At 66.4% G+C, this 15,939-nt stretch carries 12 protein-coding genes; 5 read left to right on the top strand and 7 right to left on the bottom strand.

Annotated features, from left to right (window positions below; genetic code table 11):
• Positions 1–96: 96 nt before the first annotated feature.
• From CcI49_RS08675 to CcI49_RS08655, 5 genes are read left to right on the top strand one after another with little or no spacing between them, the layout of a single operon-like run.
• Positions 97–1,611: a glycosyltransferase gene (locus tag CcI49_RS08675; RefSeq protein WP_054567013.1), complete on the top strand. Its 1,515-nt coding sequence runs from the start codon at positions 97–99 to the stop codon at positions 1,609–1,611.
• Entirely contained in the window at positions 1,608–2,519 is a 912-nt protein-coding gene (locus tag CcI49_RS08670) for an NAD-dependent epimerase/dehydratase family protein (protein ID WP_054567012.1), read from the top strand. Before CcI49_RS08675 ends, CcI49_RS08670 begins: the two co-directional genes overlap by 4 nt.
• Entirely contained in the window at positions 2,516–4,492 is a 1,977-nt protein-coding gene (locus tag CcI49_RS08665) for a heparinase II/III family protein (protein WP_076825530.1), read from the top strand. Before CcI49_RS08670 ends, CcI49_RS08665 begins: the two co-directional genes overlap by 4 nt.
• On the top strand, positions 4,485–6,014 hold the full coding sequence (locus CcI49_RS08660; protein WP_083749376.1) for a DUF362 domain-containing protein: 1,530 nt from the start codon (positions 4,485–4,487) through the stop codon (positions 6,012–6,014). The genes CcI49_RS08665 and CcI49_RS08660 overlap by 8 nt, the downstream gene beginning before the upstream one ends.
• Positions 5,966–7,366, top strand: coding sequence for a phenylacetate--CoA ligase family protein (locus CcI49_RS08655; protein WP_235497945.1), 1,401 nt, complete (start codon positions 5,966–5,968; stop codon positions 7,364–7,366). Before CcI49_RS08660 ends, CcI49_RS08655 begins: the two co-directional genes overlap by 49 nt.
• Positions 7,367–7,728: 362 nt before the next feature.
• Here CcI49_RS08655 and CcI49_RS08650 read toward each other — a convergent pair whose 3' ends face one another.
• The 7 genes from CcI49_RS08650 to CcI49_RS08620 form a co-directional block, all read right to left on the bottom strand.
• Positions 7,729–8,619 carry a glycosyltransferase family 2 protein gene (locus tag CcI49_RS08650; RefSeq protein WP_076825527.1) on the bottom strand — a complete coding sequence of 297 codons (891 nt, stop codon included), beginning with the start codon at positions 8,617–8,619 and terminating at the stop codon, positions 7,729–7,731.
• Positions 8,620–8,827: 208 nt separating this feature from the next.
• Positions 8,828–10,252, bottom strand: coding sequence for a hypothetical protein (locus CcI49_RS08645; protein ID WP_158230726.1), 1,425 nt, complete (start codon positions 10,250–10,252; stop codon positions 8,828–8,830).
• A gap of 89 nt (positions 10,253–10,341) precedes the next feature.
• Positions 10,342–11,352, bottom strand: a complete 1,011-nt coding sequence (locus CcI49_RS08640; RefSeq protein WP_241839966.1) for a glycosyltransferase — start codon at positions 11,350–11,352, stop codon at positions 10,342–10,344.
• A 29-nt stretch (positions 11,353–11,381) separates the two neighbouring features.
• Positions 11,382–12,758, bottom strand: a complete 1,377-nt coding sequence (locus CcI49_RS08635) for an oligosaccharide flippase family protein (protein WP_054567006.1) — start codon at positions 12,756–12,758, stop codon at positions 11,382–11,384.
• Positions 12,755–13,621: an FkbM family methyltransferase gene (locus tag CcI49_RS08630; protein ID WP_235497943.1), complete on the bottom strand. Its 867-nt coding sequence runs from the start codon at positions 13,619–13,621 to the stop codon at positions 12,755–12,757. The genes CcI49_RS08635 and CcI49_RS08630 overlap by 4 nt, the downstream gene beginning before the upstream one ends.
• Positions 13,622–14,084: 463 nt before the next feature.
• Positions 14,085–15,293, bottom strand: coding sequence for a glycosyltransferase family 4 protein (locus CcI49_RS08625; protein ID WP_083749375.1), 1,209 nt, complete (start codon positions 15,291–15,293; stop codon positions 14,085–14,087).
• Complete coding sequence (locus CcI49_RS08620; protein ID WP_131831037.1) at positions 15,280–15,498, bottom strand: hypothetical protein; 219 nt, start codon at positions 15,496–15,498, stop codon at positions 15,280–15,282. Before CcI49_RS08620 ends, CcI49_RS08625 begins: the two co-directional genes overlap by 14 nt.
• Positions 15,499–15,939 lie beyond the last annotated feature (441 nt).

Here is a 15,939-nt window from a genome sequence, read left to right as displayed (position 1 = left end):
CAATCCAAGTTATTCGACAACCATGCGAATACAGTTGACTACTAATAGCGACAAGGCGCGGTCCGATCGCCGGGTTCCCCAGAAGAGGTCGATGTCGTGAGGCGTGGCGCTGGTCCCCCGCGGGTACTGCTCGTTACCCACTACTTCCCCCCCGAGGTGGGCGCCCCCCAGGCACGCCTGTCGGAGACAGCGCGGGCCTGGGCCGCCGCCGGCCTCGACGTCACCGTGCTGACCGGCATGCCGAACCATCCGACCGGTGTGGTGCCCCCCGGTTACCGTGGGGCACTCAGGCGGATCGAGCACACCGACGGATACCGGGTGGTCCGCACCTGGCTCTATGCGACCCCGAACGAAGGCGTGCTGCGCAAGACCCTCAGCCACCTGTCGTTCATGGTGACGTCGGTGCTGCTGGGCGGCCGGGCCGCTGGCCCCGTTGACGTCGTGGTCGTTTCCTCGCCCACCTTCTTCGCTCTCGGCTCGGCCTGGGTCCTGGCGCGGCTGCGGCGCGCGCGGCTGGTGGTCGAGATACGCGACCTGTGGCCGGCGATCTTCGTTCAGTTGGGTCTGATCACGAACCGCAGGGTCATCGCGGTTCTGGAAAAGCTGGAGCTGGCCGCCTACCGGGCCGCGGACGCCGTTGTCACCGTTACCGAAGGCTTCCGAGAGGACATCATCCGCCGGGGCATACCCGCGGAGAAGGTGCACGTGATCCCGAACGGCGTCGACCTCGATCGATTCAGGCCGGACGAACCCGCGTCCGCGGAGGTACGGGCCCAGCTGGGAGCCGGGCCCGCCGACACGCTCGTGCTCTACGTCGGCGCACACGGCATCTCGCAGGGCCTGACCTCCGTCGCCGACGCCGCCGCGCTGCTGGCCGAGGAAACTCCCTCGATCCGATTCGCCTTCGTGGGCGAGGGCGCCGACAAGCGGCGGCTCACCGAGCACATCAGGCGGCTCGGCCTCACGAACACCACCCTTGCGCCCGCGGTCCCCCGCTCGGACATGGCCGCGCTGGTCGCCTCCGCCGACATCTGCCTGGTTCCGCTGCGGGACGTACCACTGTTCGAGACCTTCATCCCGTCAAAGATGTTCGAGCTGCTGGCCGCGGGCCGCCCGCTGATCGGCTCGGTACGCGGCGAGGCAGCCCGCATCCTGACCGACGCCGGCGCCGTGGTCGTCTCGCCGGAGAACCCGGAGGCCCTCGCCGGCGCCGTACTGGAGCTGGCGACGGATCCGGACCGCAACGTGGCCATGGGCCTGGCCGCACGCGAGCATGTCGAGCGGCACTTCGACCGATCAGCGCTGGCCGCTCGCTACCGTCACCTACTCCTGCGGGTCCTGGCCGGGCAACCTCAGGAGGAACAGCCTCACCACGGGCCGCCCCCACCCGACCAGCGGGAGGGCGGGCAGCGGGAGGGCGGGCAGCACCAGCCGGCACCGGATGGCCCGAGGCCCGAGGACGAGCTACCGGCGACGGCCTCGGCAGACCGGCCGGCCGTCCAGGGAAAGCCGCGCAACAGCGCCCAACCAGTACCGCGCCCCCGCCAGCCTGCTCCTGAGAACCCTCGACCCGTCACCCACCATGCGGACGGACGAGGGAGCGGGCGATGAGGCTATTCGTCGTCGGGGGCAGCGGATTCCTCGGATCCCGGACCGTACGGCACGCCCTGGCCGCGGGCCACCAGGTCACCGGCCTCGCTCGAGGCGGGTCAGGCGCGGGCCGCCTGACCGCCCTCGGCGCCAAGGTGGTCCGGGGTGACCTGGATGACGCCGCCGCACTGCGCGGCGCCTTCGCGGAGACGAAGGCCGACGCACTGCTCAACATCGCCTCACTCGGCTTCGGGCACGCCGACACGATTGTCGAGACCGCGGTGCGGGCTCACCTCACCCGCGCCCTCTTCGTCTCCACGACCGGAATCTTCACCGCACTGGACCCGCCGTCGAAGCAGACGCGGCTGGCCGCCGAGAACACGATCCGCACCAGTGGGCTCGACTGGACGATCATCCGACCGACCATGATCTACGGAGGGCCGGACGACCGCAACATGGCGCGGCTCCTCAACCTGCTGCAGCACTGGCCGATGTTGCCCATACCGCTGCCCGCTGGCGGTCACCAGCTCCACCAGCCCGTACACGTCGACGACCTCGCCGAGCTGCTCGTTCGCGCGGTCGAGCTCGACATCACGATCGGCCGCACCTACAACGCCGCCGGACCCGCCCCGCTGACGCTGCGCCAGGTCGTCGAGCAGGCCGGCGCCGCCGCGGGCCGCCGCCCGAGGTGCCTGCCCATCCCGGTCAGGCCGGTGGCGGCGCTCATCGGCTCCTACGAACGTCGATCGGCCCGCCCACGGCTGAAAAGGGAGCAGATCAGCCGGCTGACCGAGGACAAGGCGTTCTCGATTGCGGATGCCGTGCGGGACCTCGGTTTCGCTCCTCGGCCGTTCGCCACCGGCATCCGGCAGGAGGCGGCGCTCTGCCGGAGCCAGAAGGCGGCAAGGAGAGGTCGAACGGGCAGATGACGGCCTCCTTCTTCTCCGACGTGGCGAACGAACGGCCTGCCTGGGCCGGCGGCACCGTGACACCCGTCCGGCTCGACGGGCTCAATGGGCTCGACGGGCTCAATGGGCTCGGCGGGATCGGCGGGATCGGCGAAGAAGCCGATCAGGGTGAACTCGACGGAACCTCATCGACCTCCCCGACCGCTCGGTCCGTAATGGCCCGCCGAGCCCACCTGGCTGGTCGATACCTGCGAACGGTAGCGCTGCTCCGGCCGGAACAGGCCGTCGCGCGTGTTCGTCTCCGCGCGCAACGTGCCATGCCCGTGTACTTCCCCATCACCTCGCGCCGGATCGTGGATGCACTCGCGCGGCCGGTCCTGCGATCTGGAGGTCACGCTCGTTGGCCGGCTTCCTTCGTTCCGTTCGACGCCCGCCTCGGCGAGGTGTGGCCGCGCGCCACCGATCTCGCCGATGGGCACTTCACCCTGCTGGGGACCACCCGCCACCTCGGCGAACCGGCCGACTGGGCCCAGCACGACGCGCCGCTGCTCTGGCGGTACCACCTGCATTACTGGGACTGGGCCTGGTCGTTTGCCCTGCATCCAGAGCGCGAGTGGGCCCGGGCGGAGTTCGACCGGCTTCACCGCTCCTGGCACCGGGCCACAACGTTTGGACGCGGCCCAGCCTGGTCGCCCTACGTGGTCTCGCTGCGGATCTGGTCATGGTGCGGGCTGCTCGGCTCACTCGCCGACGACGCACTCGCTTCCGCACTGACCACCGACCTCGCCGAACACGGAGCTTTCCTGCGCCTGCACCTGGAGACCGATGTCGGCGGAAACCATCTTCTGAAGAACATCAAGGCGCTGCTGGGGATCGCCGTCGCGTTCGATGACGCAGCCGCGAGGAAGCGCTGGACCGCGCATCTGCTTCGCGAGATCGAGCGTCAGGTACTGCCCGACGGCGGCCATGTCGAGCGCGCACCCGCCTATCACTGCCAGGTACTGGCGGACCTGGATGATCTGGCAGCCCTGCTCGACTCGGCCGGCGAGCGGGTCCCCGACGAGCTGACCGCGGCCCGACTACGCATGCGGAGCTGGCTCGACGACATCCTGGCACCGGATGGCACGGTGCCGATGACGAACGACGGCTACCCCGTCCCTCCGGCCGCGGTCGGCGTTCTGCTTCCGCACCAGGCCAGAACGCGCAGCGTGCGGAATCCGGACCGCCCGGCTGGCACCGGTCTCGCCCTCTTCAGTGATTCGGGCCTGGCCGTCCTGCGCGCCGGGCCCTGGCGGGTACTCGCCGATGTCGGCCTGCCCTGTCCGGACGATCTTCCGGCGCACGCCCACGCCGATTCCCTGTCCTTTCTCCTCTGGTACGACGGCACACCGGTGCTGGTCGACAAGGGGACCTCGACCTATGCACCGGGTGCGACCCGCACCGCCGAACGCGCGACCGCGGCGCACAACACGGTTGTCGTGGACGAAGCCGATTCCACCGAGGTCTGGGGTGCGTTTCGGGCCGGCCGACGGGCCAGGGTCACGTTTGGCCCGGTCCGCCACGACGAGGCCGCCGACCGGCTGAGCCTGACCGCCATGCACAACGGCTACCGATGGATGACCGGCCGGCCGGATCATCTCCGGACCTGGACGATGGACCCGAGCTCGCTACTCGTCGTTGACCGAATCGCAGGCGGTCATCGCCACCGTGTAGACGTGCTGTTCCACCTGGCTGCCGGATGGCAGGCGAAGTATGACGAGGCCGGAGTGATAATCGAACGAAACACCGCACCCGGACCCTTCCGGCTGACGACGTGTTTCGACGCGCACCGGGACGAGCGAGTCAGGTTGGGCCGCTGGCGAATCTGGACGGACACGCTCGCGGTTGGGTGGCAACGGCAGATCCCAGCCGTGGTCGTCGCCTACACAGTGACCGCGGAGCTTCCACTAGAGCTGCATACCCGCCTGACCGCCGTGGAGAGCACCGATGTCTGAGTCGCCGGTTTCCAGGTCGCCCTACCAGGTCGCGCTGACCCGCACGAGCCAGGCGGCCTACCCTTCGGCGCCCCCATTCTCTCCGCATACGGCCTATGCGGAATACGGTTTCGGCCACCTGAGCCGCGAGCCGAATCATGTCTATGCGGCGGTTCGACGGGTTCTCGCCCTGGCCGGCCTCGACAAGGGCGGAGTCGATACCTCACAGTGGAATCCGCTTGGCGAGTATGTCGGGCCCGGAGGAACGGTGGTCCTCAAGCCGAACCTCGTACGCGAGTTCCACCCTCGGGATCCCGATGGCTGGCAATGGGTCCTCACCCATGGCGCTGTCATCCGTGCCGCGGCCGACTACGCACTGCGAGCGGTCGGGCCCACCGGCCGGGTGGTGATCGCCGATGCACCGCAGACCGACTCCTCGTTCATCGGCATCGTCACCGCTCTCGGCCTCGATCAGCTGCGCGACTTCTACCAGGAGCGGGGGTTCAGCGTCGACCTGCTCGATCTACGCCAGGAGGAATGGACCACCCGCGGCGGCGTCGTGACAGCGCGACGTCGTCTCCCCGGCGACCCGGCCGGTACCGTCGCCTTCGATCTGGGCGACCGGAGCGAGTTCGTCGGCCATCCTGGCGCCGGCCGCTACTACGGAGCCGACTACGACTCCCGGGTGGTGAACCACCACCACACCGACGGGCGCCACGAGTATCTGCTGTCCGCAACGGTGATGCAGGCGGACCTGATCATAAATCTGCCCAAGCTGAAAAGCCACAAAAAGGCCGGCATCACGCTCGGGATGAAGAACCTGGTCGGTGTGAACGCCGACAAGAACTGGCTTCCGCACCACACCGAGGGATGGCCGGGAAACCGCGGAGACGAGCATCCGCGGCCAAGCGCGCGGCACCGCGCAGAGCGCGCGGTCGTCGGGGGCCTGCGGCGCGCCGCGCTCGCCTGGCCCGGAGTCGGCACACGTACCTTGCGGATCGCGCGCCGCGGCGGCACTCCGATATTCGGCGACGGGGACACCACCATCCGGAGCGGAAACTGGTGGGGAAACGACACCGTCTGGAGGATGTCGCTGGATCTGAACAAGATTATTCACTATGGCAGTCCGGACGGGACTCTGACGGAAACCCCACAACCCACTCGGCACATCGTGCTCGTGGACGGCGTCATCGCGGGACATCGCAACGGGCCGATGAGCCCCGATGCGCTCCCCGGCCGGCTGGTCGCCTTCGGGACGACACCGGCCGCCGTGGACGCTGCCGTCACCGTGCTGTTCGGCTTCGATCCTGAACGAGTGCCAACCGTTCGCCAGGGATTTCGCTGCCACCGGCTCCCACTCGCCAACGGCGACTGGCGCGAGGTTGAACTCGTCGGCGACGACACGGACTGGAACGGACCGATTGGAAACATTCATCCAACGGCCACTCTCCAAGCTGAGCCTCACTTCGCCTGGAAAGGCAGGGTGGAACTATCGTGGGGCGATGTTCGGACGACAGCCAGCAACAGATCGGGCTCACCATGAAAGGCTCCACAATAGGCCGCTCGCGGGTCGCGGCAGCGGCCTTCCGTACCGCTTGCGACAGCCCGCTGGTCACGGCGCACCTGAAAACTCTGGCTCAGCTCGAACTGGCTGAGCCGAACGAGGTCGTTCAATGGCAGGAGAGACGCCTTCGACGTTTCGTCGACAGATGGGCGTCGGCGGTGCCCTACTACCGGGAGAATCCGGAGTACCTGCGATCCTCCGACAGGACGGCGGCGGTGCTGGACAAGGAGACCGTCCGGCGGTCGTCCGCCGCGTTCGCCAATCCGAAGGTGCCCGCGCGGCAGGTCACAACCGGAGGGACCGGGGGCCGCCCACTGAACCTCCGGATCTCATATTCGTCCTTCTTTTCGGAATGGGCACACATCGCCTACGTCTGGTCACGCGCCGGAGTCAGGCTGAACGACCCGAAAATAACCTTCCGTGGCAGCAGCCTCGGGACCGGCTTCCATGGTCGCCCAATGATCTATCAGAGAACCTACAACCATATGGCCGTTTCGCCGTTCCACCTGTCCGAAGCAACCTTCACAGAGTTGCTCAGCAGTATCCGTGATCTACGCCCGGTCGCGATCTGGGGGTATCCCTCCTCCATAACCCCGTTCGCTCTCTGGGCAGCGCGGACCGGCCCGCATCCGGAGCTCGCCCGACTTCGAGCAGTGCTTCTTGCCAGCGAAGGCGCCCTCGACTGGCAACTGGACCTGTTCCGCGAGGTGTTCGACGCACCGCCGATTCGCTGGTACGGGCAGAGCGAGAAAGTCGTCTTCGGTGCCGAGTGCCCACGCTTTCCCGGCCATTACCACGTTACACCCACCTACGGAGTGGCCCAGGTCATCAATGACCGGATCATCGGCAGCGGGATGACGAACGCCGCCATGCCGCTCCTACGCTATGACACCGAGGACGGCGGCGCCCTCACACCTCCTGGGCTCATGGGAGGGCGCTGCGCATGCGGCTCTCCTTTCGCCGTTCTTCGCGACGTGGCAGGCCGCTGGGACCAGTCGCTGGTGTATGGAACGCACGACGAACCCATCTCGTCCGCGGCGCTCAATTTTCACGACGAGGCCTTCGCCCGATTCGATCGCTTCCAGTTCCGCCAGGAGCGGCGCGGAGAGGTCGAGCTGCGGGTGGCCTCGGCGGGTCGAGTTCCCGATTCCGCGGAGCTTGAGAAAGCGCGCTGCCTGCTTCAACATCGCGTAGGTGACCGTCTCGTCATCTCGGTCACCGTGGCGGCTGCCGACGACCTGTTGAGTCGGCGCGGAAAGATACTCATGATCGATCAACGCTACCGCCCAGGTCAGGCTGATTTCTCAGCCATGCCGGCACAGCCGACATAGAAGAAAGTGTTCCGTCAGGCCCCGTGGGTATTCATTCTACGGGGCCTGACCCACGCCCAATAGCGCCTGAGCGTGGTCCCCGGTGTGGCTTGATGCTGGAAGGACGCTGATCCGTTCGGGGTCTGACGACACGGTGTGGGCGGTGACCGCGAGCGGGTCCGGCTACGTTCGAGCATCCAAGAGACCGGTGCCCTGGCCACGGGTTGTGGAACTGTGACAACCCCGCTCCGCCGCTGCTGCGCCGGCCGCTCCCGCCGATCGAGCTGCCGCGCGCGCTCGGCGTCGACGGCCGCGTGCCACGCCGCCGCCGCCGGCAGGCCGACCACATCTCTTCCCGCCGCAGGCCCCGCGGCGAACTTCCGTCATGTTCCAGCGCTGGCCCAGGCCCCCCAGAGCCTCGGACGAGGCTCGTTCGACATCAGTTCGTCGGATCTCGGTTGCGTCGCCAGCCCGTCCCGAATTCCGTGAACAATCATTCTTGAATGTTCGAACGACCGCCGGGAGACTGTCTCTTTGAGAGCGACGCGGGGTGCCACGGCCAAGGCGAGCCAAGCTCCGGTCAGGGCAACCGTCGAGGCATTCCGATGCGACCGGGCAAACCAGAGCCTGTTCCTCGCGAGATAGTAGGAGAATCCAGCTGAAGGAAGCGTTCCACCACCACTGTGCCAGGCCTGCGCCGGACTGACTACGACTCGCCAACCGGCAGCTCTCGCCCGGTAGCAGTAGTCAGTGTCCTCATATCCCAGGAAGTACTTCACCGGCATCGGAACCCGGCGAAGACAGTCCCCCCTGACGAACATGATCGCACCATTGATCCAGTCCACGTCATCAATCTCGGTCGACGGGACCCTCCGCTTCCTCGGAATCGATGCCACCGGAGTCATCCTGCCGCATCCGGTGTGGATCCCGTCGGCGTTCAGCTGCGTCGGCCCCACAATTCCCACACGCGGATCAGCGAATACATCCAGGCATTCCCTGACCGTACTTCCGGTGAGCCGGACATCGTTGTTGAGGAGAAGATAGATGTCCGCATCAGGTGCCGCCTCGTATCCTGCCATAAAGCCGCCACCGAATCCGCGGTTGGAATCCGGGGTGAGCCACATGGAACCAGGGAGGAAAGACTGAGGCCGCGGTTTCCCGTCGTTCGCGACCACGATCACACGAGAAACCAGCGAGATCTCGTCGAGCTGCGTCGCGAGCTCGACCGTCGGCTCGACCCGGCCCCAGTGAACGATGACTGCGACAACATTCATGATCGATTCTCCGGATTGAAGGACGGTCGGCCCACTCCGCGGAACCGCCCGCCAGTTGGCCGCAATGACACCAGGTCAGCGACGAAACATCCCGCCCCAGTCTAGCTTCCTCTCACGCCAAGCTTTCGCACCGTTCGTCGTGTCTCCGACCGGCCCGCGAAGAACCAGTGCGAGCCGAACCAGGCCGCAGTCGTCAGCCTGCGGACCGTCAGTGAGATTTTCTCGCCAACCCACCGAAAGCGAATCGACTCACCACAAGTGCCGCACAGAACTGGAGCGGGAGACTTGCGAGGACATCCGAGTACGGCCTCTCGTGACTGACGAGCAGCAGCATGACCGGGACGAAGATCACCACATATCGAGGATCCGAGAAGGGGTGCAGTGCATCGTCGATCAACCTACAGAAGCCACCGAGGACGAACATGCCGGCGGCGACCACGATAATTCCTCCGTAACGGTAGAGGTCGGCTATCGGTGAGATCGCGGCGGCGGTGTACAGGCTCGCGTCGGTGCCATAGTACTCCTGATTGAAGGTGTAACCATCCACCACTATCGGCTTATCGGGCCACAGTGCACGTGGTATCGCCGTGAGTATCGGCGCGAGCATGAGGTCCTTGATGTCACGGTCTGGCACTATTGCTGGCGTCCGCTGAACCACGATCGCTATGCTGTCAATTCCACGAAGCCGCCCGGAGATGTACTTCGTCGGGCCATCCGACTCGGCGTCGTCCGACTTCCGGTCACTGACTGTTCTTGACAGCAGGTCAGGCGCCGAACGCAGCGCAGCGCTTGTTCCGAGGTGCGAGTCAGGGCCACGGACCAGGCCCCTGTATGCCATATTGAAAGGGATCACCACAAAGACAAAGACAACTGCGGCCAAGCAGAGCATGCGGACGGGAAGCCGTCTTCGCACCGCGACATAGGCGACGCAGGCGCCCGCGATGGTTATAACGAACTGCCCTTTCATGCCACTGATCAACGCGAACACGGTCTCGATGAGAGCGAGCACGGCTACGCACCTGCGCCGGCGGGAGTCACCGTGGCGGCCCAGGTCGGCCACCGCGATCATCAGGCCGGTCACGCCGAGATTCGCCGCCATCGACAACGGATAGGCGAAGGCACTCGATTCGCTTACGCGCTTCGACACGTCGCCCAGGTACCCGTACTGGCCCAGCGCCAGCAGCACGAGCCGGGCCGCCGTGGCAACGAACGCCAGAATCCATGGAACCGCGGGTGAGCGCAGGCGGAACTCAGGACCCGGTGCCGCAAGCCTGCCGAGGCTCCGGGCCACGGCCGTCGCCGCGCGCCCCAGGGTCAGTAGATATCCCGCTGTCCAGACCACGACGGCGATGCTGACGACCTTGAGAGCCTCAAGCACGCTCACACGGTCGATCTGGGCGACAAGGCCCAGCTGCGGCGCTGTCCATGTCGTGGTCAACAGCCCGAGGACCAGGCCGGTCCAGGCCAGATACCAGGGCCCGAGGCGAATCTCGCCGAGGCCGCTGCCTCGGCCGCAGCGCGCGCCCACCAGCGTGATCGCGCTGATACATTCCAGCGTCAGCGCGACCGACCGCAGGACGATCCTGGAGTTTTCGGAGAGGCTCCAAAGCCCTTCCGCTGAGAACAGCAGCACACTCGCAGCCGCGAACGGAGCCCAGGTCATGGGGAGAGCGGCAACCACCGGTGACGAGCGATGTCCCTGCGGAAGCGTCCCGATTCGGCTCACCACAAGATTTCCAGTATCCGCGTGAGACGGTCCTGATAGGTGTGATCACGATGGCTTCGAGCGGTCGCGGCATCACCAACGACGCGCGCCGCCGGGGGATCATCCGTGCACCACTTGATGCGTCCCAACAACTCTTCGAAGGTCGTGAACCCAAGGACCTCGCGCTCTTCCTCATACAGGTTCTCCAGCGGAGGTCGCCGCTCGCACAGGACAACGGCACCGCACGCCGCGGCCTCGAACAGGCGACAGTTCACACTGGTCATCTCCGCTGGATGCAGGGCATTCACGACCGCCAGCGCCTCACGGAAGACTCTTGCCTTCTCAGCCCCTGTCACGTATCGGCCCGTGTGCCGCGTGACCAATCGCTCGTCCGAGAGCCACTTCGGGATCGGCGGGCCGTAGATCTGGACCTCCACGCCGTGACCGACCAGTTCCGCGATCAGCCGGGCGCGACCTGCATACATATTGCCCACGAACACGACATGCCGCTGGCCGTTCGCCGTGTCCGGCGGCCGGTGCCGGGCGGGGTTACATGCCTCCGGCAGATAGTATGCTGGCAGACGGAGAACGTCGGCGAGCCTGTTCGTCAGCAGCGGGTCCTTGAAGAACAGGGCGTTGTAGTCGCCCAGCAGAAACTGCTGGCGACCCATGTTGGCGACACAGTCAGGAAACCACAGGCACACGCGGATCCCGCGGCGCCTGAGGTTCCGGACTGTCTGCGGGAGAAGCGGGTAAAGCGTTATTACGGTGCCGACGTTCTCGCGGTCTGCACGGGCGACGATCTGTCGTTGATAGGTGAGGTCAACCCGGTCGAAGGCGCTTCGCAGAGCAAGAACGGGCCCGCTCAACCGGCCGTTCGGCATCGGGACCGGGGGTCCGAGAGCCACCGGCTGAACGCCGATGTCGGGAAGACAGTCAATGATGTTTTCAGCGAAGGTGTCGAACCCCAGTGGGCCGACCACTCCTACACGTTCCGCGCTGCCGGAGACTCGATCGTCGGTCGCCACGGGAGCTTCCCCCACGTTCCTCGCCCCAGTCATACAGTGCTTCCTCTTCCGGTACTTGTAGCGGTCTTCCGCACATGCTGCCCGCGCCGGGCGGAAATCAGTTGTCTGAATCTCACCATAACGGTGGCCAGCGGGGTGTCGAGGACTACCAGCACCGAACGGAGCAGCAGGATGAAGGTGATTCCGCTCGCGAGGCTGGAGGCTATCGCCGCGCCAGACACACCCATGGCGGGCGTCAACCCCGCCAGCAGAGCGATCTTGGCAACCAGGTCAACGAACTCGCAGCGCGCAACCGCGAGATTCTCACCCAGGCCGCGGAGGATCTCGTGCATCGCGCGGTTGCAGCCGAAGAGCGCGACGCCGCCCGCCATGAGCCAGAGAAGGTCTACGCTGTCCCGGAACTGCTCACCCATCAATGCCACCAGGAGGAAAGGAGCTACCGCACTGATCGCGATCACGAGCACCGTTCCGGTCAGGAGGCTCGCCGCCATCGCCACGAAGGCGATCCGCAGAATGCCACTCCCGTGTGACGCCGGGCTGGCCTCGCTCGACCTGGATGCGGCCAGGCGGGGCATCGCAACGAGGCCGAACGCCGAACAGAGCGGAATTCCCACGGTGATTATCGAATTCGCCACCGTGTAGCGACCGAGTTGCGCAGGCTCCACCAGAACAGCCAGCAACAGGATGTCAAGCCGCTGTGCCAGTGCATGTGGAACGGCTGACAGCGTGGTCGCGGAGCCGTAGCGAGCGAGGTCCACTCCGACGTCACGGCGAACGCGGCCTCGCCCCGGCAGCGTTCGGGCACCAAGTATCGCCGCGAGTACGGCCTGTATCACGATGGATGCGGTCATGCACCACACGGCCAATGTGACCGTGAGCGTCTGCCCCAGAACGACCAACACGATCAGCAGGCTGTAGACGGCGGGCTGCGTCAGTCGTACCAGGTTCCAGGAGGAGAGGCTTGTCGCCTGCAGCGCGAATACCCAGCACGACCCGGCGAAAATAACCGGTTGCGCCATGAAGGCCATACGGAACGCAGCGACCGCCTCGGAGTCACCTGTCGCGATCCACGGCGCTGCGATCATGCCGGCGACAGCCACGACCGCGCCGATCACGAAAAGTATCAGGGCGCCGGTTCTGACCACGTCCCGGCCCTGAGACGGGTTCTTCGCGACGAAGTAACAGATGGCTGCGGTAATCCCCCCTTCGCAGATGGTGGCCGCTGTCATCGTGTAGGCGATGATCGCCGCGTAGGTCCCTCGACCAGAAGCTCCCAGTACACGGGCCAGAAAGAGTCCGCTGACCAGCCCGAAGAGCGCTATCAGCATGCTGGTGCCGGCCGTCGACCGAACCGCCCTGAAATAGCCGCCGTCCTTGGCCGAGCGCCGACGCCGCTTCCCTGTCACGTCGTCTGGTTCCTGGGGAAGCGGATTCGCTTCAGTTCCGCCACGACGCGATCAAAACGTTCCCATTTCGGCGTGAGGGCGAGAACATTCGACGAGAAGCCACCCTGGCCGGAGAGCCCATGCCGACTGAGGTTCAGAATTCGGTAGCCGAGGCCGGCGAGGAGGTCGACGATGTCGGCCGCTGTCATCCCGCGCCGCTCGAGATGGGCCGGCAGAAGCTCCAGCAGCAACGCCGGGTGCTCTGTCGAGAGGATGTCCGACGCACCCTGCAGGACGTCAAGCTCGAATCCCTCGACGTCGATCTTCACCAAGGCGGGCGGTCGACGGGTGGCGGCGTAGGCGTTCAGGGTGGTCAGTGGCACGCTGACATCAGGCTGACTGCCGTCCGTCACCGGATGGGCGAGCCCGGACGCGTTACGGTGTATTTTCATGCCGATCTCCCCCTCACTGGCACCGACAGCGGAGGACGAGATACGCACGTTCTGCAGCTGGTTCTGTTCGACGAGTGCGGTGAGTGTTGCTCGTGTCCCGTCCACCGGTTCGAAGGCGTGAACCTCGCCGGAATCGCCCACGAGCCCGGCCGCCCACAGGGTGTAGACACCGATGTTCGCACCGACGTCGTAACAGCAGTCGCCGGGCTCGAGGATCGCCGAAAACACCGGCGCGAGGGCCGGCGGCCGATAGCAGAGAGATACAAGCGAACCGACCGATCCGTCTCGGCAGTGGTCCACCGAGAAGGTCATGCCATTTGACAGCCGACCAGAAAGCGGCCCTGTATATTGCGTGCTCGGGCCCCGCACCAGAGACGTCAGCCGGTCCCGACCCCTCATTTCTGGTAGCCACGCGGCGAGCTGGGTGGCCACTCGCCAGCGCATCGGACAACTCACACGAAGGTCTACATCAGATGAGATCTTCAAGCTCTCGTCAGACACGCACACTTCGTATCACGCTAACCGTTCGAAGTAGCGGACCCAACCAGTGTCGCGCAATGTTGACCGCCTACCCGCCGGAACGGTTCTTAAAGGCGGCAGATCTGCCGCATGTCGCGACACGGGCAACCATGGGCCTGAGCGTTTCTGCCTGGGCGGTCCCCGGATGGGGCCTCGATGACGACGGCGGATCGACGAGAACATCGGATGGATCGTCCCGCTGGTCGTGCACGCGAACCACAGCTCTCGCCGAACCAGAGCTCTCACCGAACCACAGCTCTCGCCGATCGAGCAGATGGGTCAGCGGCTTCGAACCGTGGGGCCGCGGGCGAGTCCGCCCTCGCCGGCCGCCTGGTCAACCATCGGCAGCACGAAGATCAGGTTCGTCGCCCCTGTTCTAGGCATTGGCCGGCTGCCTGGACATCCGCGCCGCTGCGACATCGATGGCCGCCGCCTCGTAGCCACGCGCTGTCGCCGTGATCGAGTAACGGTCCACTCGCTCCCTGATGCGGGCCGGCAGTCCGGGGTCGGTGAGACTGTCAACCGCCGCGGTCAGGGCGGTGACGAGATCCGTCACGTCACTGGTGCGGAAGACTCGGCCCAGACCGCGCACGAGGTCGGGACCGCAGCCGACGCTGTCGCTGACAACCGGCAGCAGCCCGCAGGCCATCGCCTCGTTGACGACCAGGCCCCACGGCTCGTGGGACGACGGCAGGACGAGGATGTCGCCGAGGCTGTAGACGGCGGGGATCTGAGACTGGTTGACGAATCCCACGCAGGCGGCTGGGAGCCCCTGGCACGCCTGTTCCACCTCCGCCCGCAGAGGGCCATCCCCCATGATGATCAGCGCCACTCGATCACCCATCGACCTGACCGCGGACACGACGTCCAGCGGGCGCTTCCACTCCTGCAGCTTCCCCGAGAACAACACGACGGGACGGTCGGTGGGCAGACCGAGCTCAGCCAGACGGGCGGCCCGGCCAGGGCGACTGGTCGCCGCCGCCGCGGAGAACCGGTCGTTGTCCACCGAATAGGGCGCGAAGAACTGGCGCGCGGCAGAGAACCGCTCGTAGAAAGCGGCGTTGAGCTCACCGATCGCGAGACCCGCCGCACAGTGACGCACCGACGCCCCCGCAACGGCATCCCGCAGTCGCGCCTTCAAGCCGCCCGCCGAGCAGTGCGGCCGGGCCTCGCCGCGCAGCAGGTACGGCCGCCCGCTCGCCCGGGCCAGGACGCTGCCCGTGAGCATCCACGGGCTCGAATGACCATGGATGACGACGACATCCTGCTCGCGGATCCAGGAACACAGGTTTCGGGCGATCGTCCCGGCGTTCCCGCGTCCCCCCTGCCCCTCGTTCAGGAACCGGTGCGGGTAGCCGTCGAGCAGATCGATGTCCCAGGTGATGTTCAGGCCGAACTCCTTGTCCAGGTAACTGCGTGCGCCGGCCGCGGACAGGAATCCCACTTCCAGCCGGACGCGCTGCCGACCGGCGATCTGTCGATACAGGGGCACCTGGTACTGGATCAGATGCGTGGCGAGCACCCCGAGCCGGGGCGCTGTTGGATCAGTGGATCCGTTCCGGCTGGTTCCCTCAGGTGTGCGCATAGACGCTTTTTCTCCCTCCGTTCGGGATTCCTCTGCTCTGGGTGGGTGCGCTGGCGTCGCTGACGGGATCAGCTCGGCAGGAACCCGCAGTGCCGGACATCCCGATGAGGACAGCGACGTCCGCGACCGCGCCCGCCTGGTAGCCGGCGTTGTCGCCGAGGTGGGCCCGCGGCGCACCGATCTCGGGCGGGAGGTGGTGGGTCACGGGCAGGATCCGCGGTCGCCGGCCTTCGCTCGCGGCACCGCCGAGGTGTGAGATCTGGGACCCGGCGCCTCCGCGCCGTTCTCCGACATCCGCGGGACCCTTTCTGATCACACCGACAGTGCGGCCACTATAAGCAATGAGCTAGCCACTATCCGCCCCTACACGCCGACAGGGAGGCGACCTCGCCCGGACACGAGAAGGCCCCGGAATGGCGAAAATCCGGATCTTCGGTGCCGGCGGGTCCGTCGATGACGACAGTGCAAGGTTCCCTCGACGCCAGTGGGCGCGGGACCGCCGTGGCACCGCGCTCCGAATCCGCTCGTTCGCGAGGTTCTGCCGGCGCTCGCTGGTCACGGTGCCGGGTCACCGGCCTCCGTCATCTCCGCCCAGCCGTCACATCAGCGACCACCACCATGCCGGCCGAGGCGGCGAACATCCTGG

Origin of the sequence: Frankia sp. CcI49 (assembly GCF_001983215.1) — a bacterium.
Taxonomy (GTDB): domain Bacteria; phylum Actinomycetota; class Actinomycetes; order Frankiales; family Frankiaceae; genus Parafrankia; species Parafrankia irregularis.
Note: the sequence above shows the minus strand (reverse complement) of the source record. Positions and strands in the feature narration are given on the sequence as shown.